Below are 21,596 nucleotides of genomic sequence, written 5' to 3'. Positions count from 1 at the left end.
CAGCGGTTCGGAACACAGCCCGACGGCCGCCCGATTCAGTACACCCCTCAGTACACGTCCCGCACGTACCGCTTGTCCGCCGCGAGCTGCTTCACGTACGCGGCGGCCTCGGCCTCGCCCAGCCCGCCGTGCGCCACCACGATGTCCCGCAGCGCCCGGTCCACGTCCTTCGCCATCCGGGAGGCGTCACCGCAGACGTAGAAGCGGGCCCCGTCGCGCAGCCAGTGCCACAGTTCCGGCCCGTGCTCGCGCATCCGGTCCTGCACGTACACCTTGTTGCGCTGGTCCCGGGAGAAGGCGGTGTCCAGCCGCGTGAGGCTGCCCTCGTCGAGCAGCGCCGTCAGTTCCTCCTCGTAGTAGAAGTCCGTCGCCCGGTGCTGCTCCCCGAAGAACAGCCAGGAAGGGGCACGGTGACCGAGCGCCCGCCGCTCCTGGAGGAACCCCACGAAGGGCGCCACACCGGTGCCGGGCCCGACCATGATCATCGGCGTCGACGCGTCCGCCGGGGGCCGGAAGTGCGGTGAGCGCTGCACGAACACCGGTACCTCCGTGTCCGGCTCGGCATCCGCGAGGTACGGCGAGCAGACCCCGCCGCGCGCCCGGCCGTGCAGGTTCTCGTACCGCACCACGGACACCGTCAGCGACACCCGGTGGGGATCGGCCAGCGGGCTGGACGATATGGAGTACAGCCGCGGCTGAAGCCTGCGCAGCACCCCGGCCCACTCCTCGGCGCTCGCCCGCACGGCGTACTCGGCCAGCACGTCCACGGCTTGGCGCCCCCAGCTCCACTGCGCCAGGCCGTCCTTGTTGTCCGGCCGCAGCAGCCTGCGCAACTCATGCTTGTCCCGGGCGCGTTCGGAGACGAAGCGGAGCAGATCGGGGGTGATCCGGGTGATGTCGAGATGCCGGTGCAGCGCCTCGCCGAACGGCACCTCGCCGACACCGTCGACCGTCACGGCCGCCCCCGCGTCCACCCCGGTCACCGCCAGCCACTCCTCCACCAGCGAGGGCGCGTTGACCGGCCGCACCCCGAGCGCGTCCCCGGCCTCGTACGCCAGGTCCGTCCCGCTCGTGTCGAAGGTGAACCGCCGGACCTCCTTGCCCGCCCCGGCCCGGCTGAGCAGCCGGTTGCCGACGAGCCTTGCCGTGGTGACCGGCTTGGACCTGGCCCTGGGCTTCGCGACCGGGGTGGCGGACTGCTCACCCAGGGCCGACAGCACCTGGTCGAGCCACTGCCGGGCGGACGGCTCGAAGTCCGGCTCACAGTCCGTGCGCGGGGCCAGCCGCACCCCGCCCAGTTCGCCGAGGCGCGCGTCCAGCCGCCGCCCGTGGCCGCAGAAGTCGTCGTACGAGGAGTCGCCGAAGGCCAGCACCGCGTACCGCACCCCGTCCAGCCGCGGGGCCGGCTCGCCGGACAGGGCGTCCCAGAAGCCGGAGCCGTTGTCGGGCGCGTCGCCGTCCCCGAACGTGCTGGTGATGAACAGCAGGTCGGCCGTGCGGGCGAGCGTGCCGACGTCGGCGTCGTCCATGCCGACGAGGGTCGCACGGTGCCCCGTCGAGGTCAGCCGCTCGGCGGTGGCGGTGGCGAACTCCTCCGCGTTCCCGGTCTGCGAGGCCCACAGCACGACGACCTCACGGCCGGACCGCTGCGGCGACTCGGCCGCCGACGTCCGTGAGTACATCCCGGCCAGGACGCCGTTGACCCACAGCGCGTGCTCGGACGAGAAGGGCGCGTCGGACGGCAGCACCGGAACGCCGGGCGCGCCCGAGCCGAGGCCCGCGAGAAAACCGGTGAGGTACTGCCGCTCCTGGGCGGAGAGCACCGGCGGAGGGGAGGGGTCCAGACCGAAGGGGTTCGCGGTGCCCGGCGTCACGGCCGTGGGCGTCAGCGCCGGTGCCTGCGGTGCGGACGCCGCTGCCTGAGGGATGGACGCCGGTGCCTGCGGTGCGGGCGAAGCCACCTTCGCCAGCGACACCGCGCAGGCCTTGAACTCCGGCTGGAACGACAGCGGATCCACCGCGTCGCTCGTCACCGCGTTGACGCTCAGGTACTCGCCGAACAGGTCGTTCCAGTGGAACGGCGCGAAGCAGCACCCCGGCCGCACCCGGTCCGTCACCACCGCCGGCAGCACGGCCCGCCCGCGCCGGGAGGCCACCTCGACGAGGTCGTCCTCGTCGACCCCGAGCGCCCGGGCGTCCTGCGGGTGCAGCTCCACGAACGGCCCGGGATTCAGCTTGTTGAGCTTGGCGACCTTCCCGGTCTTGGTGAGGGTGTGCCACTGGTGCTGCACCCGCCCGGTGTTGAGCACGAACGGGTAGTCGTCGTCGGGGAGTTCGGCGGCGGGCAGATGCGGCCGGGCGAAGAACACGGCCCGTCCGGAGGCCGTGGGGAAGCGCAGCCCCTCGTCACCCACGTACCGGATCGGATTGCGCGGCGGCCCGTCCTCCCGCGCGGCCGGCCACTGCACGGGCGTCTCCCGCAGCCGCTCGTAGGAGACCCCACGCAGGTCCCAGCCGGTCTTCGGGTTCCGGAAGCGCCGGATCTCCTCGAAGACCTGCTCGGCGCTGTCGTACGAGAACCCCTTCTCGTAGCCCATCGCGCACGCCACCTCGGCGATGATCCGCCAGTCGGCCATCGCCTCCCCGGGCGGGTCCGCCGCCTGCCGGGTCAGCGTGAGGTTGCGCTCGCTGTTGACGAACACCCCCTCGGCCTCGGTCCACATCGCACCGGGCAGGACGACATCGGCGTACGCGTTCGTCTCGGTGTCCGCGAACACGTCCTGCGTGACGACGAACTCGGCGGCCTCCAGACCCTCGATGACCGTACGGCGGTTGGCGACCGAGGCGACCGGGTTGGTGCAGATGATCCAGCACGCCTTGATCTCCCCGTCGGCCATCCGCCGGAACATGTCGACGGTGCCCTGCCCGGCCCCGTCGGCCCGCAGCGTCCCCGGCGGCAGCTCCCACACCTCCTCGGTGAACGCCCGCTCTTCCTCCACGAGCACCGACCGCTGCCCCGGCAGCCCGGGCCCCATGTAGCCCATCTCGCGCCCGCCCATCGCGTTGGGCTGCCCGGTCAGGGAGAACGGCCCGGCGCCCGGACGGCAGATCGCTCCCGTCGCCAGATGCAGGTTGACCAGGGCGTTGGTGTTCCAGGTGCCGTGCGTGGACTGGTTCAGACCCATGGTCCAGCAGCTCATCCACCGCTTGCCCGCCGCACCGATGATCCGGGCCGCCTCGCGCAGGTCGTCCTCGTCGACGCCGGTGATCCCGGCGACGGATGCCGGGTGGTAGTCGGCGAGGAACTCGGGCAGGGCCTCCCAGCCCTCGGTGTGGGCCGCCACGAACTCGGTGTCGGTGTGCCCCGCCTCGTGCAGCAGATGCAGCAGGCCGTTCAGCAACGCGAGGTCGGTCCCAGGCCTGACCTGCAGGAACAGATCCGCCTTGGCGGCGGTCGCGGTCCGCCGGGGGTCGACGACGATCAGCTTGGCACCCGCCTTGACCCGCTCCATCATCCGCAGGAACAGGATCGGATGGCAGTCGGCCATGTTCGACCCGATGACGAGGAAGGCGTCCGCCCGGTCGAAGTCGTCGTACGACCCGGGCGGCCCGTCCGCGCCGAGCGACAGCTTGTAGCCGGTGCCCGCGCTCGCCATGCACAGCCGCGAGTTCGACTCGATCAGGTTCGTGCCCACGAAGCCCTTGGCCAGCTTGTTCGCCAGATACTGCGCTTCCAGGCTCATCTGCCCGGACACGTAGAAGGCGACCGCGTCCGGCCCGTGCTCGTCGACGATCGCCCGCAGCCGCGCCGCCGTCTCGGTGATCGCCTCGGCGACGGGTGCGGGGGCCGCCTCCTCGCCCCGGACCTCCCGCACCAGCGCGCCGGTCAGCCGCCCGGGCGCGGCGAGCAGGTCGGCCGTGGTCGCGCCCTTGGTGCACAGCCGCCCCGCGTTCGCCGGGTGCGCCCTGTCACCGGACGCCTTCAGCACCGTGCGGCGCCCGTCCGGGCCCGTCCCCACATCGAGCACGAGACCGCAGCCGACACCGCAGTACGAGCAGACGGTGCGCACCTGCCGCGTGTCCGGCCGGTCGGAGGGGGTCGTGGTCATGCCTCCGACGGTACGAATCGCCCGTTACGCCTCTGTCACACGGCTTGATCATCGGGGGTTACGCCCGTCACACAGCCGCCTTCCGGCCGTTGTGAGGTGCAATGAGGTCGCGGAGCGTGTCGCATTGGGCCGAACGGGTGACTCTGCGCAAGAATTGCCCGATGCAGACAGCGAGCGCGAGCCAGGACGGAGCATGCCGGTGAACAGCCACGATGTCACCGACGAACAGTGGGAGGGGCTCGCCCAGGTCGTGCCGCTGCGGGGCCGGGACGCCTGGCCGTCCGCCGTCGGCCACCGGTCCATACCGGAGGCCGAGACGCAGACCCGCCGCCGTTTCGTCGTCCTGCGCGTCAACGTCTTCGCCGACGCCCGGGACGTCGCCGAGCGGCTGATGGCGGGCGTTCCCGTCCTGCTCGACCTCACGGGCGCGGAGACGGAGGTCGCCAAGCGGGTCCTCGACTTCAGCACGGGCGTGGTCTTCGGCCTGGCCAGCGGGATGCACCGGGTGGACCGCAACGTGTTCCTGCTGACACCGGCGGGGACCGAGGTGACCGGGTTGATGGAAGGGGCGGGGTTCCCCGGGGCGTGACCGGGGCCCGGGCGTGACCGTAGCTCGTTCGTAGGAAGCCCTCGAAGAGGGAACGGTTCGTCCCACCGGCGGAGCCCTACCGTCCGCCTATGACCCAGCCTGTCCTCCCCGCCCCACCCGGCCGGGCCGTGCCCGCTGACCGGACCGCCGCAGCCACCTCACCACCCGCTCTCCCTGTCCATCCCGACCGCCCCCGCGTCACCGAACTGCGTCTGGCCGCCTTCGCCACCCACCGCCGCGCCGCCTTCCCGATCGGGCCCTTCACCCTGCTCGCCGGTCGAAGCGGCTGCGGCAAGACCAGCGCGCTGCGGGCGTACGAGGCCCTCGCCCGGCTCGGGGGCGGTGCCGAACTCGGCGAGGCGTTCCCCGACCCGGTCGCCTGCGTGCCGGAGCGGGCCCGGCCCGACGCGCAGCGCCGCCGCGGCTTCCGCATCGGATGCACGGCCGACGGTCCCGCCGGCCCGGTCCGTCTCGACGTGGCCGTACAGGCCGAGCCGGAACTGCGTGTCGTGGGCGAGCGGTTGACGTCCGACGGGCTGATCCTCCTGGAGACCGCCCTGCGCGATCCGGGCAAGCGTGCCGTGCAGGCCGCCTGGCACACGGCCGGGCCGACGCCCGTGACCCGCGGCCCGCTCCCGGACGACCGGCTCGGCACCGCCCTGCTGCCCCTGCGCGTCGCCGGCAAGACAGCGGGGCAGCGCAGGGTGCTGGCGGCGGTCGAGCAGATGGTCGTCGCCCTGCGCTCCGCCTTCGCCTGCGACCCCGAACCCTCCCGTATGCGCGAGCCCGTGGCGGCCGGCTCCGGCCGCCTCCGGAGCGGCTGCGGCAACCTCGCGGACGTGCTGTGGCGCACCCGGGCCGAGTGCGGGCGGCGGCACGCGCAGCTCGTGGCGGCGGCGCGGGCCGGATGCGGCGGGCCGGTGGTGGACGTGCTCGCCCGGCTGAACGGCGACGGGACGGTCGCCGCCGCCGTCGACCGGGGCGACGGCCACCACACGGAGCTGGGCCGACTCGGCCACGGCGAACTCCGCTACCTCGCCTTCGCGTTGGTCCTCCTCACCGGACCCGGTGTGCTGGAGGTCGACCCGGCAGGCGAGGTACCCGCCGCCCTGCAGTCGCTCACGATCCTCGCCGACGGTTTCGACCGGGGTCTGGACAGTCTGCAGCGACGGGAACTGCTGAACCTCGCGGCCCGGATGTGCGAGCGGGGGCACATCCGGCTCCTCGGCGCGGTCAGCGACGGTGCGTGGGCCGCCGGGACGGAGGGAGCCACGGTGGTACACCTGGACCGTGACTGATCCACTGGACGCAACGCAGCCCGGCCCCCACGGTGAACCCCTCGACGTGGCGACACTGCAACGCCGGCTGGCCGAGTTCGCCGCCGCGCGGAACTGGCAGCCGTACCACACCCCCAAGAACCTGGCCACCGCCCTCAGCGTCGAGGCGTCCGAACTGGTCGAGATCTTCCAATGGTTGACGCCCGAGGAGTCGGCGCGGGTCATGGCCGACCCGGACACCGCGCACCGCGTCACCGACGAGGTCGCCGACGTGCTCGCGTATCTGCTCCAGCTCTGCGAGGTGCTGGGCGTCGACCCGCTGGCGGCGCTGAACGCCAAGATCGACCGGAACGAGCGGCGGTTTCCGATCTAGTGCCGGCACCGCCCGGCCGCCTGGAGTGAAGAAGTCCACTTGTACTCTGCGTAACTGAACCTCGGCCCGAATCCGAATCGTTGTCCGCAATTTTCCGCCTTCCTCTGGCTTTTCGTCTCACAGCCCCTCACGCTGGGTAGTGAACAAGGGAGTGTGGGCAGACGGACGCGCGCAGCGCGTCGGACAAGACGGGGGCAGCGCATGGACGCGGTGCGGCTCATCGTGACGAGCAGGCGGTCCCTGGCGGCGGGCGGCGACGCGCGGGAGACCCTGGCCGAGGTGTGGCAGGCGCAGGCCCTCGCGCAGGCCATCGGCAGCCGCCTCGCGGTGGCCGGACCACCGGAACTGCGCGGCGAGGCACTGGGGTTGACGGAGCTGGCGGGCCGGGGCTGCGGCGTCCTCGACCCGCCGGTGCTGGCTCCCGGGGAGCTGCGGGCGGGCCAGCTCACCGAGTTGGGCGACGCCCGCCACACCCTGATGTACCTCGGCGGCCTCCTCGGCGAGGTCGGCATCGCCCTGGTCGCCCTGGCCAGCGCCGCCGACGACGAGGGCACGTACTGGCAGTGCATGGAGGCCATCGACGCGGCGGACGAGTCCCGCGACCGCGTCCTGGAGATGCTCCGCAGGCTGGCGGACCGGGAACAGGCGCTGCCGGAGCGAGAAGCGGGGTAGGGGGAGGGGCCGGGAGCTGCGACTCTCCGTACCCCGTCGAGGGAGGCCGGTCCTTCACCGCCCGATTCGGTGAGCTCGGCGAAATCCGTCACGGTCACTCCGCCGCAGGCGCAGCGTCCTTCCCCTGTCTCCACCGCATCAGCCAGTCGAAGGGCGGAAATCTCGCCGCAGTGAAGCGGACATTCCGGCACGTTGAAATCGATCGGCGAAGGGGTCGTGACCGGCAGCGCTCCGGAAAGGAGCTGCCAGGTGCGAAGTGCGTGGGTGGCGCAAAGCCGTCAACGGCGATGCCCTTTGTGTCCGGCATCATGGGGCTTGTCGGGCTGTTGTTCCTCCTGAGGTTTTCATAGAATCTTCATCATGTAACGCTGTACGGCTTCTGCTTGAGGGGGAGAGCTTGGGTGCCACAGCGCCGCCGATCGAAGAGGCCGACCGCAAGATTCCGCAATTGCTGTGCCCCCGCTCGGCGGACGGACCCTGACCGACTGGCGTTGCGGCATCCAACACGGCGCGACGGAAACGGGTGCTGTCGACATGTCAGGCGCAGGCAGCCCCCGATAGATCACGTCACGTCAGCATCGAATCAGCCCGCACGTCCGTGACGGGCAAGGCGCCTGGACGAGTGGCCTTCGCGTGCGACCGGCCACTGCAGGGCTACCCCGCGACGGACCCGCGGTGGCCGCTGCGCCCCGCGCTGCCGGTCGGGACCGCGGGAGGGCCGGCGCCCCTGCACACCACATTGCGTCCCGTAACCCCACTACTGGAGTAGGTAGTTGAGAGTTCATAGATTAGCTCGTACCGGGATCGCGAGCCTTGCGGCCACCGCGGTCCTGACCGGGCTCATACAAGCCGCGCCCGCGTTCGCCGACACCAGCCCTCCCGGTTCGAAGCCGTCTCCGAAGCCGTCCGGCAGTCCGTCGTCCGATCCGCCGGCACGTGTGCAGAGTCCCGGCAAGAGGCTCGGGAAGGACTGGAAGAGCTCGGCGGACCGGGCCGTGACCACCGCGGCGGACAACGGCGGATTCAAGATCCTGGTGGCGGACAGCAAGGACGCCTACCAGTGGCGGACCGTTGCCACGCTGGCGGAGCCCGGCATGCCGGCGGACACGTGGATCGGCAACTCCTGTGTCATGGACCGTGATCACGCTGCGGTCGTGTACGCGCCGCGTACGTTCACGAACAAGCCGGACCTGATGCAGGGTGGGGCGTTCACCGCGGTCGTCGACCTGAAGTCCGGCCGGGTGACGAAACTGCCCTTCACCGGCTCCCTGGCCTACTTCGACCCGTCGTGCAACCCCGAGACCCGGACGGCCGCGTTCACCGCGTTCCGCGACAGCAAGACCCGGCTTCTCACGGTCGACACCGGCGGCAGGACGACCACCGACACCACGGTCACCGGCCAGGTGACCTCGGCCGTCCCGACGAAGGACGGCCTCGTCGCCGCACACGGCCGTCACCTGGTGAACGTCGACCCTGCGGACGGCAAGCTCCGGACGCTGGCCGCCGCGGACGGCGTGCCCTTCGACATCCGCCCCACCGGCAAGGGAATCGCCTTCCTCGACCGCAAGGGCGAAACGGCGCACGCCAAACTGTGGAAGCGCCAGGGCAAGCTGTCGGAGCTCGCGTCGGGAAAGCTCGGCGATGTGGCTCTTGAACAGGGCACCGGGGGCCGGGCCTTCCTCACCGGGAACGCCAAGAACACGAAGCTCACGGGTACCGCGGTGGCTCACCTGGACGTTGCGGCGGACACACACGTGTCCAGCCTCGGACGACTGGCCGTCGATCCCGTGCTGATGCCCGGCGTGCGCGCGGGCCTGGAGCGGATCGGGAGCGCGGGCAAGGGCTTCACCAAGGCCGAACCCTCACCCCGGACGGGCACCTCCGAGGACCCCACGACTGAGGGAACCGACCCGCTGACCATCAGCAGTATCGCGACCGCCACCGGCGAGAAGATCACCCAGACGGTCACCGACACGACCAGCGCCACGGGGAAGGGTTCCTTCTCGCCCGCCCTGCGCGTGGCCGGCGGAACCGGGCAGGCGTCCGGGAAGAGCGCGCGAACCGCGCAGGCGGCCGACCCGCACGATCCGGTCGACACGGACCGCTGGTGCTCCATCCCCCGCAACGACGTCAAAGCGCTCGCGCTGCAGCCGACCCCGAACCAGGTCGAGTGGGCCGTCGACATGGCGATCCGCGGCGAGCTGCGCGCCAAGTGGATCAAGCAGGGCGGCTGGCGCTCGGGCCTGGGCACCGTCGACCCGCAGGGACTGTTCCCGCCCCCGACGCTGAAGGGCAAGGCCGGCGCGCGCATCCCCGCCCAGGTGCTGCTGGGCGTCCTCGCGCAGGAGTCGAACCTGTGGCAGGCCGAAGGCGGCGCCATCCCCGGCCAGATGGGCAACCCGCAGGCGGCGATCGCCGGGTTCTACGGGCACAAGGGGGATACCTCCGAGGCGTACTGGAGGATCAACTGGAACCTGTCGGACTGCGGCTACGGCGTCGGCCAGGTCACCGACGGCATGCGCTTGGCCGGCCTGGAGAAGCCCGGCGAGACGTCCCTGCCTGCGGCGAAGCAGAAGGCTGTGGCGCTCGACTATGCGGTCAACATCGCCGCGTCGATGTACATCCTCGCGGACAAGTGGAACCAGGTGCACACCGCGGGCCAGACCATCACGGTCAACAACGACGACCCGTCGAAGCCGGAGAACTGGTTCGCCGCGCTGTGGAACTACAACCTCGGCTTCAACGAGAACAAGGGTGACGGCAAACCGTGGGGCCTGGGCTGGTACAACAACCCGGCGAACCCCGTCTACCCGCCCTCGCGGCACCCGTTCATGTCCGACCCGCGCGACGCCGCGAAGCCCCAGAACTGGCCGTACCAGGAGAAGGTGATGGGCTGGTCCGCCTGGTCCATGGACACCGGCTACTCCTACGCCACCGACGGACGGCAGGACTGGCCCGGCGAGTCCGGGTTCTCCAGCGCCGGTTTCCGGCCCGCCTGGTGGATCAACCCGGGACAGCGCGACCGCGTCAAGCCGCCGCTGGACGCGTTCTGCAATTCCACCAACAACTGCAACTCCGCCAACCCGCCGGATTGTCCGGACGCCGCGTGCTACGAGAAGTACTGGTGGCGCGGCTCGAACGTGACGTGGAAGGCGAACTGCGACGCCGACTGCGGCAACGAAAACATCAAGTACGTGACACTGCGCGAGGAACCGGGCCGCGGCTACCGCTTGCAGAGCGGCAAGTCGTCGTGCGGCGCCGCTCCCGCGGGGGCGCTGATCGTGGACTCCATACCGGACAACGTCGAGACCTACAGCGACTGCGGATCGTCCGGCACCGACGCCGGCTCCTTCCAGTTCACCTTCCACGCCAACCCGGTCGCGAACGGACCGGGGCTGGGCCCGTTGGAGGCCAAGGGAGACCTGCACCAGATCGGCGGCGGGCAGGGCGGTCACTTCTGGTACACCCACACGCGTGACACCGCTCATCTCGGCGGCCCCGGCGCCCGGATGACCATCGACGGCACCTGGACCCTCGGCCGCACCGTCGAGTGGGCCCGCGTCTTCGCCCACCAGCCGGACACCGGGGCGCACACCCAGCAGGCCCACTACGTCATCAAGGGCGTCGCGGGCGGTGACCGCCACCGCTATGTCAACACCCACTTCGGTGAGAACACCTGGGTCGAACTCGGCGTCTACCGCTTCACCAGCACGCCACGGGTGGAGCTCACGAACACCACCGACGACGGAACCGCGGACGAGGACATCGCCTGGGACGCGGTCGCCTTCCAGCCGCTGTCCGGCAAGCCGAAGCACATGGTCGTCGCCATGGGAGACTCCTACACCTCCGGTGAGGGCTCCGGGTCCTACTCGCCCGAGTCCGACCGGGGCCACGGAAAGAGCAGTTGGAACGCGTGCCGACGCGGTGACAACTCCTGGCCGCGCAAGGTCCTGCTGCCCGGTCAGAGCACCAGTCTCGGCCAGCTCTCGAAGGACAGGAGCACCACCGTCGACTTCCTCGACGTCAGTTGCTCCGGCGCGAAGACGTCGCAGATGACCACGGGGGACCCCACACCATGGGGAAGGATCGGCAACTACCGCGAGAAGAGCCAGATCGACTCCGGTGCCCTCAGCTCTGACACCACCCTGGTCATGCTGACCATCGGCGGAAACGACGGGGACAACTTCACCAACGCCGTCAGCAACTGCTACATCGTCGGAGTGTGCGACCCGGGCGACTACACGGGCAAGGTCGACCAGGCGGTCACGGACACCGGGACCGTCATCGACCAGATCGCGGCCGCCGCGCCGAACGCGCAGATCGTGCTCATGGGTTACCCCCGTCTGGTCAGTGACAGTCAGTGCGTCACAGCGGACTTCGACGCCCTGAACCAGCTGGCCGACTACGTCCGGGACAAGCAGAAGGCCAAAATCGAGGAATTGCGCAAGGCGGGGCGCAAGGCGGCCTTCGCCGATCCCATTCCCGCGTTCCGGGGACACGGGATCTGTGACGGCGACGAATGGATCAACCGTGTCGTCGCCGGCCCGAACGGTGACGGCGACTTCCACGACGGTGACCCGGCCAACCAGGTCCCGTGCTTGCCCTGGCCCGGCAACAACGTCTGTGCCAGCCTCGAGTCGTTCCACCCGAAGAGTGCCGGAACAACGGGCTACGCCCGGGTCATGGATCAGGCACTGGCCGACATCGGGTACAAGGGAAGTTAGTGGCTGACACCACGGGCAGCCCGGTGGTCACGGGGCGGGTCAACCGCCTCGTGACCACCACCTGCCTCACCGTCCTGATCGCGCTGATCACCGTTCTCGGCGTCGTCGTCTCCTGGCTGTGGTACCGGCACTGGCATGACGGGAACATCAACAGCGAGCGCAGGGACAGGGCACTCGCATCGATCCTGGAGCGATCCCGTGCGACGGCGGACGACACGGCCCGCGCACTCGACACGAGCGACGCCACCGACACCGACGCTCTCATCGGTGTGATCTGGCGGAACACAGAAGCTCCCGTGATCACCTATGACGCGTCGCGCAGCGAGTTCACTGCCACGGCCGCGAGCTCCGCCATGTACGACGAAGAGGCCATGCTCCCCGGTGGTGGGCCCGTCAAGGTGACCCGGTGTCTGATCTTCGCCTACGCCCAGCGCCCCGGTCAGGGGTGGACGTCGAGGGTTTCCGAGCGGGACGACGACGTATGTCGTCCGGGCACCCAGATCGGCGGACTGGTGCGCCTCGCGCGGACGCGTATCTCCGCCATGTATGCCGAGGACCTGACGCGAGCCGGCGTGCAGAAGGCCCTGGACCCCACGGGACGGCTGCGTTTCTACGACGTCAAGAGCGCGGTGCGCAGGGCAGACACGGTGACGGTATCCATCCTGCTCTCCAGCTCGGACACAACGGTCGCTCAGTGCTACCGCTTCACCCGGCCCGTCGGCGACGCCGACCAGGGCTCCGCCACAGCGGTTCCGGTCTCTTCGTGCTGACCGTGCGGCCCCGACACCTGAAGGCTGGACAACGCCCTTCGTGGCTTGCGGAGCCTGTAGGTCTCGCGGTCGGACGGGCGGCCCGCCGCCCCGGCTGCCGCGTCGAAGGCGGTGTGCCTGCTGATCGGCCGGGACGGGGATGAACGCACGGATTCCGTCCGGTAGTAACGGCTCGATCCGCGTCCACTGCGCCTCACTCAACGGACACACCCTGACCAGCGACCGGCTGAGCCGAACGAAAACAGCCTAGCCCGCTTGTCCCTCCCCGACGGCCCACCGTTGCGCATCCCCCGCCGCCTGAAGGTCCGCGTCCAATGCCGACAGGTCCGCGTTCAACGCCGCCATCAGCTCCTCCATCTGCTGCAACAGCCCCTTGGGCTGCCCGCTTCCACCTTGCTGCGGCACGGTCTCTTCGGACATGACGGCCTCCTCGGCCCCCGGCCCCCCGGGGAGGCCGATGCGGGTGACACCCCGGCGGTCCACCCCCCGGTGCGGAAGCCGGGGGCTCCGGCTCCGCCCGAGCCAACGATCACCATCGGGGCGGGTCACTGGCCCGGTCACCCGGGCCCCGCGGTATGGACGTAATTTCACCCGACCGGGGACCGGACGGTACGGGGGACCGACCGCGTGATCGCACACCCCGGCGTGCAGGATGGAAGCATGGATCTGCGCATCTTCACCGAGCCCCAGCAGGGGGCCACCTACGACACTCTGCTCACCGTCGCCAAGGCCACCGAGGACCTCGGCTTCGACGCCTTCTTCCGTTCCGACCACTACCTCCGCATGGGCAACGTGGACGGCCTGCCCGGCCCCACCGACGCCTGGATCACCCTGGCCGGACTCGCCCGCGAGACCAAGCGCATCCGGCTCGGCACCCTGATGACCGCCGGCACCTTCCGGCTGCCCGGCGTGCTCGCCATCCAGGTCGCCCAGGTCGACCAGATGTCCGGCGGCCGCGTCGAACTCGGCCTCGGGGCGGGCTGGTTCGAGGAGGAGCACAAGGCCTACGGCATCCCCTTCCCCAAGGAGAAGTTCGCGCGCCTCGAGGAGCAGCTGGCGGTCGTCACCGGCCTGTGGGGGACGGCCCCCGGCAAGACCTTCGACTTCCACGGCACCTACTACGACCTCGCGGACTCTCCCGCCCTGCCCAAGCCGGCCCAGCAGAAGATCCCCGTGCTCGTCGGCGGCCACGGCCCGTCCCGCACCCCGCGGCTGGCCGCCAGGTACGCCGACGAGTTCAACATGCCCTTCGGTTCCGTCGAGGACAGCGAGCGCCAGTTCGGCCGGGTGCGTGCCGCCGCCGAGGAAGCGGGCCGCGGAGACGCGCTGACGTACTCCAACGCCCTGGTGGTCTGCGTGGGCCGGGACGACGCGGAGGTCGCCCGCCGGGCCGCCGCAATCGGCCGTGAGGTGGACGAGCTGAAGCTCAACGGTCTGGCCGGCTCCCCGGCCGAGGTCGTCGACAAGATCGGCCGCTACGCCGAGGCCGGCTCGAGCCGCATCTACCTCCAGATCCTCGACCTCGACGACCTCGATCACCTCGAGCTGATCTCCGCGCAGGTGCAGTCGCAACTGTCGTAGCCGGCCCGCCGAGCCGCCCTCGTTAAACGAAGGCGCTGGTGGGCACAGGTGTGCGAAGCTGTGGGCGTCGTCCTGCCGAGCCCCCAGGATCACCCGTCCTGGGGGCTCTCGCGCGTACGGCACCGACACCGTCCACCCAGCCGGAGAGGCCCTCCGCATGTTCCTGACGATCACGACCACCGGCACGCCGGAACGCCCCGCCACCGACCTCGGCTACCTGCTGCACAAGCATCCCGACAAGGCGCAGGCGTTCTCCACCTCCTACGGCACGGCTCACGTCCTCTACCCCGAGGCGGAAGCCCAGCGCTGCACGGCGGCGCTGCTGCTGGAGGTCGATGCGGTGGCACTGGTCAGGCGCGGCAAGGGCAAGGGGCGCGGCGGCGCCCCGGACGCGGCCCTGGCGCAGTACGTCAACGACCGCCCCTACGCGGCCTCCTCACTGCTCGCCGTGGCGCTGAGCAGCGTCTTCTCCAGCGCCATGAAGGGCGTCTGCAACGCCCGGCCGGAGCTGCCGGGACAGACAAGGCCGCTGCGCGTCGAGGTGCCCGCGCTGCCCGCCCGCGGTGGCCCCGACCTCGTGCGCAAGCTCTTCGAGCCGCTCGGCTGGACCGTCACCGCCGAGCCGGTGGCCCTGGACAGCGAGTTCCCCGAATGGGGTGACTCGCGGTACGTGAGCCTGGTGCTGGAATCGGACGCGCTCGCTCTCGCCGAGGCCCTGCGCCACCTCTACGTCCTGCTCCCCGTCCTCGACGACGCCAAGCACTACTGGGTCGCCCCGGACGAGGTCGACAAGCTGCTGCGTGTCGGTGAGGGCTGGCTGCCCGGCCACCCGGAGCAGCGGCTGATCACCAGCCGCTACCTCTCGCGCCGCTGGTCGCTGACCCGGCAGGCCACCGAGCGGCTGGAGCTGGTGCGGCTCGCCGAGACCGACGACAGCGAGGTCGAGGAGATCGACAACGCCGTCGAGGCGGAGACCGAGGCCGAGGAGAAGCCGACGCCGCTGGCCGTGCAGCGCCGCGAGGCGATCGTCACGGAGCTCCGGAAGTCCAAAGCCGCCCGGGTCCTGGACCTGGGCTGCGGTCAGGGTCAGTTGGTGCAGACCCTGCTCAAGGACCCGGCGTTCACCGAGATCGTCGGTGTGGACGTCTCGATGCGGGCGCTCACCATCGCCTCCCGGCGCCTCAAGCTGGACCGCATGGGCGAGCGGCAGGCCGCCCGCGTCCAGCTCTTCCAGGGCTCCCTCGCCTACACCGACGTACGGCTCAAGGGCTACGACGCCGCCGTGCTCAGCGAGGTGATCGAGCACCTCGACCTGCCGCGGCTGCCCGCCCTGGAGTACGCGGTGTTCGGTTCCGCGCGCCCGAGGACGGTCCTGGTGACCACCCCGAACGTCGAGTACAACGTGCGCTGGGAGTCCCTCCCGGCCGGGCACGTCCGGCACGGCGACCACCGCTTCGAGTGGACCCGCGCGGAATTCCGCGCCTGGGCCGGGGCGGTGGCCGAACGCCACGGCTACGGCGTCGAGTTCGTCGCCGTGGGCCCCGACGACCCCGAGGTGGGGCCGCCCACCCAGATGGCCGTGTTCACGATGACCACCCCGAAGGAGGCGAAGGCGGCATGACCGACGTACAGCAGGGTCGTGTGCTGCCCGTCACCGACCTGTCCCTGGTGGTGCTGGTCGGGGCCACCGGCTCCGGCAAGTCCACCTTCGCCCGCAGGCACTTCAAGCCCACCGAGGTCATCTCGTCCGACTTCTGCCGCGGCCTCGTCTCCGACGACGAGAACGACCAGAGCGCCACCAAGGACGCCTTCGACGTCCTGCACTACATCGCGGGCAAGCGCCTGGCCGCAGGCCGCCGCACGGTCGTGGACGCCACCAGTGTGCAGTCCGACGCCCGCCGCCGGCTGATCGACCTGGCCAAGCAGTACGACGTGCTGCCGATCGCGATCGTGCTCGACGTGCCCGAGGAGGTGTGCGCCGAACGGAACGCGGCCCGCACCGACCGCGCCGACATGCCCCGCCGGGTGATCCAGCGCCACACCCGCGAACTGCGCCGCTCCCTGAGGCACCTGGAGCGCGAGGGCTTCCGCAAGGTGCACATCCTGCGCGGCGTCGAGGAGGTCGAGCACGCCACGGTCGTCACGGAGAAGCGCTTCAACGACCTGACCCACCTGACCGGCCCGTTCGACATCATCGGCGACATCCACGGCTGCGCCGCCGAGCTGGAGGCGCTGCTCGGCAAGCTGGGCTACGTCGACGGCGTCCACCCGGAGGGCCGTACGGCCGTCTTCGTCGGCGACCTGGTCGACCGCGGCCCGGACAGTCCCGGCGTGCTGCGCCGCGTGATGGCGATGGTGAAGTCCGGCAACGCCCTGTGCGTGCCCGGCAACCACGAGAACAAGTACGGCCGTTACCTGCGCGGCCGCAACGTCCAGCACACGCACGGCCTCGCGGAGACCATCGAGCAGATGGCGGGCGAGAGCGAGGAGTTCGTCGCCGAGGTACGGGAGTTCCTCGACGGTCTCGTCAGCCACTACGTCCTCGACGGCGGCCGGCTGGTCGTCTGTCACGCCGGTCTGCCCGAGAAGTACCACGGCCGCACCTCCGGCCGGGTCCGCAGCCACGCCCTGTACGGCGACACCACCGGGGAGACCGACGAGTTCGGTCTGCCCGTGCGCTACCCGTGGGCGGAGGACTACCGGGGCCGGGCCGCGGTCGTCTACGGCCACACCCCGGTGCCGGAGGCGACCTGGCTCAACAACACCATCTGTCTCGACACCGGCGCGGTCTTCGGCGGCAAGCTCACCGCGCTGCGCTGGCCGGAGCGCGAGCTGGCCGACGTCCCGGCGCAGCAGGTCTGGTACGAGCCGACGAAGCCCCTGCGCTCGGAGGCGCCCGGCGGGCAGGACGGCCGCCCGCTGGACCTGGCGGACGTGCGGGGCCGCCGGGTCGTCGAGACCCGGCACCAGGGCCGCGTCTCGATCCGCGAGGAGAACGCGGCGGCGGCCCTGGAGGTCATGAGCCGCTTCGCGGTGGACCCGCGGCTGCTGCCGTACCTCCCGCCGACCATGGCCCCGACGGCCACGAGTCACGTCGAGGGCTACCTGGAGCACCCGGCGGAGGCGTTCGCCCAGTACAAGGACGACGCAGTCGCCCGGGTCGTGTGCGAGGAGAAGCACATGGGCTCCCGGGCGGTGGCCCTGGTGTGCCGCGACGCCGAGGCGGCGCACAAGCGCTTCGGCGTCGGGGGTACCTCCCGCTCGAGCGCAGCCGAGAGTGGGGGAGGCCCCACGGGGTCCCTCTACACCCGCACCGGCCGCCCCTTCCTCGACGACGACGCCCTCACCGAGGAGATCCTCGACCGGGTGCGCACGGCGATCGGCGAGGCGGGCCTCTGGGACGAACTGGAGACGGACTGGCTGCTGCTGGACGCCGAGCTGATGCCCTGGTCGCTGAAGGCGTCCGGGCTGCTGCGGTCGCAGTACGCCGCCGTGGGCGCCGCGTCCGGCGCGGTGCTCCCGCAGGCGCTGGCCGCGCTCCAGGGCGCGGCGGCCCGCGGCGTGGACGTGGCCGGTCTGCTGTCCCGTACCGGTGAACGCGCCGCGGACGCCGCCGCGTTCACAGAGGCGTACCGCCGCTACTGCTGGACCACGGACGGCCTGGAGGGCGTGCGCCTGGCACCGTTCCAGATCCTCGCGGTGCAGGGACGCAATCTCGCCGGCCTGCCGCACGACGAGCAGCTCGCCCTGCTCGACCGGCTCGTCGAGCACGACGGCAGCGGGCTCCTGCAGACCACCCGCCGGCTCTACGTCGACACCGCCGACCCGGAGTCGGTCCGGGCCGGCATCGACTGGTGGCTGGAGATGACCGGCCGCGGCGGCGAGGGCATGGTCGTCAAGCCCATCGGCGCGGTGGTCCGCGACGGCCAGGGCCGCCTGGTGCAGCCCGGCATCAAGTGCCGCGGCCGCGAGTACCTGCGGATCATCTACGGCCCCGAGTACACGCGCCCGGAGAACCTCGCCAGGCTGCGCTCGCGGTTCCTCAACCACAAGAGGTCCCTGGCGATCCGCGAGTACGCCCTGGGTCTGGAGGCCCTGGACCGGCTGGCCGAGGGCGAGCCGCTGTGGCGGGTGCACGAGGCGGTGTTCGGGGTGCTGGCACTGGAGTCGGAGCCGGTGGACCCGAGGCTGTGAAACGGGTGGGCGGCGGTCCTGCCGTCGCCCACCCGGCTCTTCACCACCCGCCCCACCGTCCGCTCTCGTCATCCGGACGCGAACAGAAAGTGCGTCGAAACATGCAGGGTGCGCGTCAACCCGCGCCCGGGCGGTCAGGATGGAGGCATGGCATACCACGTCCACTCCGAGGCCGGGCGGCTGCGCCGCGTCATCCTGCACCGGCCCGATCTCGAGCTCAAAAGGCTCACCCCCAGCAACAAGACCTCGCTGCTCTTCGACGACGTGCTGTGGGTACGCAGGGCCCGCGCCGAGCACGACGGATTCGCCGACGTGCTGCGCGACCGCGGAGTCGCCGTCCACCTCTTCGGTGACCTGCTGGCCGAGACGCTCGAGGTCCCGGCGGCCAGATCCCTCGTCCTGGACCGGGTCTTCGACGAGAAGGAGTACGGCCCGCTGGCCACCGACCCGCTCAGAGCCGCCTTCGAGAACATGCCCGCCCCTGAGCTGGCCGAGGTCCTGATCGGCGGCATGACCAAACGCGAGTTCCTGGACGTGAACCCGGAGCCGACCTCCGTGCGCTTCCACGTCATGGATCTGGACGACTTCCTGCTGGGCCCGCTGCCCAACCACCTCTTCACCCGCGACACCTCCGCCTGGATCTACGACGGGGTGTCCATCAACGCCATGCGCTGGCCCGCCCGGCAGCGCGAGACCGTGCACTTCGAGGCGATCTACCGGCACCACCCGCTGTTCCGCGACGAGCCGTTCCACGAGTGGTCGAAGGGACAGGCCGACTACCCGTCGACGATCGAGGGCGGGGACGTGCTGGTCATCGGCAACGGTGCCGTGCTCATCGGCATGAGCGAGCGCACCACCCCGCAAGCCGTGGAGATGCTCGCGCACAAGCTGTTCGCCGCCGGGTCCGCCGAGACGATCGTGGCCCTCGACATGCCCAAGCGGCGTGCCTTCATGCATCTCGACACCGTGATGACGATGGTCGACGGCGACACCTTCACCCAGTACGCGGGCCTCGGCATGCTCCGCTCGTACACCATCGAGCCGGGCGTCGGCGACAAGGAGCTGAAGGTCACCGACCACCCGCCGGAGCACATGCACCGCGCGATCGCGGCCGCCCTCGGTCTGAACGAGATCCGGGTGCTGACCGCCACCCAGGACGTGCACGCGGCCGAACGCGAGCAGTGGGACGACGGCTGCAACGTCCTCGCCGTCGAACCCGGGGTCGTGGTCGCCTACGAGCGGAACTCCACCACCAACACCCATCTGCGCAAACAGGGAATCGAGGTGATAGAGATCCCGGGGAGCGAGCTCGGCCGGGGCCGGGGCGGGCCGCGGTGCATGAGCTGCCCGGTCGAACGTGACCCGGTCTAGGCGGCCCGGGGCCCCTGCCCCCGCAGCCCCACTGCTGTGACCCTGCGACCCCCGCCTCGATGACCCTGCCCCTGACCCCGTGCCCGAGAGGCCCTCGTATAGGCATGCTGAGGTTCGTATAGTATTCCAGTAGTTCTGTGTCCCCCGTATCCCTGGAGCGCCCTCATGGCGACTGTTCCGACCGCCCTCGCCGGCCGCCATCTCCTCAAAGAGCTGGACTTCACCGAGGAGGAGTTCCGCGGTCTGGTCGAGCTGGCCGCCGACCTGAAGGCCGCCAAGAAGGGCGGGATCGAACCGCGCTACCTCCAGGGCCGGAACATCGCACTGATCTTCGAGAAGACGTCCACCCGCACCCGCTGCGCGTTCGAGGTCGCGGCCGCCGACCAGGGCGCCTCGACCACGTACCTCGATCCCTTCGGCTCCCAGATCGGGCACAAGGAGTCGGTCAAGGACACCGCGCGGGTGCTGGGCCGGATGTACGACGCGATCGAGTACCGGGGCGACAGCCAGCAGAAGGTGGAGGAGCTGGCGGCGCACGCCGGTGTCCCCGTCTACAACGGCCTCACAGACGACTGGCACCCCACCCAGATGCTCGCCGACGTGCTGACCATGACCGAGCACTGCGCCAAGCCGCTCAGCGAGGTCTCCTTCGCCTACCTCGGCGACGCCCGCTTCAACATGGGCAACTCCTACCTGGTCACCGGCGCCCTGCTCGGCATGGACGTACGGCTCGTCGCGCCGAAGCAGTACTGGCCGGCCGAGGAGATCGTCGACCGGGCCCGCGCACTCGCCGTGACCAGCGGCGCCCGCATCACGCTCACCGAGACCGTGGACGAGGGGGTCCGCGGCGCCGACTTCGTCGCCACGGACGTCTGGGTCTCCATGGGTGAGCCGAAGGAGGTCTGGGCCGAGCGCATCACCGCCCTCGCCCCGTACGCCGTGACCATGGACGTCCTGCGCGCCACCGGCAACCCGGACGTGAAGTTCCTGCACTGCCTGCCGGCCTTCCACGACCTCGGCACCAGGGTCGGCCAGGAGATCCACGCGGCCTACGGCCTGGAGTACCTGGAGGTCTCCGACGAGGTCTTCGAGTCGGCCCACTCGGTCGTCTTCGACGAGGCGGAGAACCGGATGCACACCATCAAGGCGGTCATGGTGGCGACCCTGGCCTGAACGGGCCGTGCCGTGCGGGCGGCCCCCGGTGTCCTTCAGGGGCGCCGGATCTCCCGGCCCGCTCCGGTCACACCGTCCGGCGCCGCTGAGCCGGCACCGCGGACAACCTGAACCAGACCGCCTTGCCCGACTCGGTCGGCCGGTGCCCGCAGGAGGAGCTCAGGGAGCGGATCAGCAGCAGCCCGCGCCCGTGCTCCTGCCAGGGGTCGGGCGGTCCGCCGGCCGGACAGCTGAGGTCACCGGGCGGAGCCGGGTCGGTGTCGTGCACCTCCACCCGGCAGCCCGAGGGCATCAGCTCCACGACCAGCTCTATCGGCCTCTCGCCCGTGGTGTGCTCCACGGCGTTGGCCACCAGCTCCGCCGTCAGCAGTTCCGCGGTGTCGCAGTCCGCCCCGTGGTCCAGCTCGGTCAGCGCCGTACGGACCAGGGCACGGGCCGCGGGCACCGCCGCAGCGGTGTGCGGCAGCGCGATGCGCCAGGAGGCGGGGGCTGAAGGGAGTTCGTACAAGGCGGGTCCGTTCATGGAGCAGGACATCCTGCTTTCAACCTGATGAATGGTACGGCGCCGCTCTTCGGAGGCGTCCGAGGGGCACCGTCGGAGGCGCCCTTGCCCCCTTGCCGGACGGCTTACCCAGGTGAACGCGCCGCCGCGCACAGCTGCTCCCGCCGTTACGCCGGTGTGGACGATCTGTGACGGATGTAACCGGGCCAGGTCACGCCCGGCCCGCACCGAAGTCCTACCCGTACGGTCTATCGCGCACTC

Annotated in this window: 14 protein-coding genes; 11 read left to right on the top strand and 3 right to left on the bottom strand. The window is 70.9% G+C overall.

Annotated elements, in window-relative coordinates:
* Positions 1 to 47: 47 nt before the first annotated feature.
* Positions 48 to 4,109 (bottom strand): bifunctional nitrate reductase/sulfite reductase flavoprotein subunit alpha, encoded by a 4,062-nt coding sequence (locus AB0B29_RS16195; protein ID WP_362239512.1) that lies wholly within the window; start codon positions 4,107 to 4,109, stop codon positions 48 to 50.
* Positions 4,110 to 4,302: 193 nt separating this feature from the next.
* Between AB0B29_RS16195 and AB0B29_RS16190 the strand changes: the two genes are divergently transcribed.
* The 6 genes from AB0B29_RS16190 to AB0B29_RS16165 all read left to right on the top strand — a co-directional run bounded on the left by AB0B29_RS16190 (position 4,303) and on the right by AB0B29_RS16165 (position 12,514).
* Complete coding sequence (locus tag AB0B29_RS16190) at positions 4,303 to 4,698, top strand: cell division protein SepF (RefSeq protein ID WP_362239510.1); 396 nt, start codon at positions 4,303 to 4,305, stop codon at positions 4,696 to 4,698.
* 89 nt (positions 4,699 to 4,787) lie between these two features.
* Positions 4,788 to 5,996 (top strand): ATP-binding protein, encoded by a 1,209-nt coding sequence (locus tag AB0B29_RS16185; protein ID WP_362239508.1) that lies wholly within the window; start codon positions 4,788 to 4,790, stop codon positions 5,994 to 5,996.
* Positions 5,989 to 6,348, top strand: a complete 360-nt coding sequence (locus AB0B29_RS16180) for a nucleotide pyrophosphohydrolase (RefSeq protein WP_362239506.1) — start codon at positions 5,989 to 5,991, stop codon at positions 6,346 to 6,348. Before AB0B29_RS16185 ends, AB0B29_RS16180 begins: the two co-directional genes overlap by 8 nt.
* A 201-nt stretch (positions 6,349 to 6,549) precedes the next feature.
* On the top strand, positions 6,550 to 7,020 hold the full coding sequence (locus AB0B29_RS16175) for a DUF6099 family protein (protein ID WP_362239503.1): 471 nt from the start codon (positions 6,550 to 6,552) through the stop codon (positions 7,018 to 7,020).
* A gap of 995 nt (positions 7,021 to 8,015) precedes the next feature.
* Entirely contained in the window at positions 8,016 to 11,744 is a 3,729-nt protein-coding gene (locus AB0B29_RS16170; RefSeq protein WP_362239501.1) for an SGNH/GDSL hydrolase family protein, read from the top strand.
* Positions 11,744 to 12,514, top strand: coding sequence for a hypothetical protein (locus AB0B29_RS16165; protein ID WP_362240004.1), 771 nt, complete (start codon positions 11,744 to 11,746; stop codon positions 12,512 to 12,514). Before AB0B29_RS16170 ends, AB0B29_RS16165 begins: the two co-directional genes overlap by 1 nt.
* Before the next feature lie 246 nt (positions 12,515 to 12,760).
* Here AB0B29_RS16165 and AB0B29_RS16155 read toward each other — a convergent pair whose 3' ends face one another.
* Positions 12,761 to 12,934, bottom strand: coding sequence for a hypothetical protein (locus AB0B29_RS16155; protein ID WP_362239498.1), 174 nt, complete (start codon positions 12,932 to 12,934; stop codon positions 12,761 to 12,763).
* A 240-nt stretch (positions 12,935 to 13,174) separates the two neighbouring features.
* On the opposite strand from AB0B29_RS16155, the gene AB0B29_RS16150 reads away from it, so the two are divergent.
* The 5 genes from AB0B29_RS16150 (at position 13,175) to argF (ending at position 20,833) form a co-directional block, all read left to right on the top strand.
* Positions 13,175 to 14,095: an LLM class F420-dependent oxidoreductase gene (locus tag AB0B29_RS16150; RefSeq protein ID WP_362239495.1), complete on the top strand. Its 921-nt coding sequence runs from the start codon at positions 13,175 to 13,177 to the stop codon at positions 14,093 to 14,095.
* A gap of 157 nt (positions 14,096 to 14,252) precedes the next feature.
* Complete coding sequence (locus AB0B29_RS16145; RefSeq protein ID WP_362239493.1) at positions 14,253 to 15,716, top strand: 3' terminal RNA ribose 2'-O-methyltransferase Hen1; 1,464 nt, start codon at positions 14,253 to 14,255, stop codon at positions 15,714 to 15,716.
* A complete protein-coding gene (locus tag AB0B29_RS16140) occupies positions 15,713 to 18,289 on the top strand; it encodes a polynucleotide kinase-phosphatase (RefSeq protein ID WP_362239490.1) in 2,577 nt (858 codons plus the stop codon). Before AB0B29_RS16145 ends, AB0B29_RS16140 begins: the two co-directional genes overlap by 4 nt.
* A 147-nt stretch (positions 18,290 to 18,436) precedes the next feature.
* Entirely contained in the window at positions 18,437 to 19,660 is a 1,224-nt protein-coding gene (locus AB0B29_RS16135; protein WP_362239488.1) for an arginine deiminase, read from the top strand.
* Between the two features lie 165 nt (positions 19,661 to 19,825).
* Complete coding sequence (gene argF / locus AB0B29_RS16130; RefSeq protein WP_362239485.1) at positions 19,826 to 20,833, top strand: ornithine carbamoyltransferase; 1,008 nt, start codon at positions 19,826 to 19,828, stop codon at positions 20,831 to 20,833.
* Positions 20,834 to 20,900: 67 nt separating this feature from the next.
* Here argF and AB0B29_RS16125 read toward each other — a convergent pair whose 3' ends face one another.
* Positions 20,901 to 21,368, bottom strand: coding sequence for an ATP-binding protein (locus tag AB0B29_RS16125; protein ID WP_362239483.1), 468 nt, complete (start codon positions 21,366 to 21,368; stop codon positions 20,901 to 20,903).
* Positions 21,369 to 21,596: the final 228 nt, after the last annotated feature.

Origin of the sequence: Streptomyces tibetensis (assembly GCF_040647715.1) — a bacterium.
Taxonomy (GTDB): Bacteria; Actinomycetota; Actinomycetes; order Streptomycetales; family Streptomycetaceae; genus Streptomyces; species Streptomyces tibetensis_A.
The sequence above is the reverse complement of the archived record's forward strand: the minus strand, read 5'-3'. Positions and strand labels throughout refer to the sequence as shown.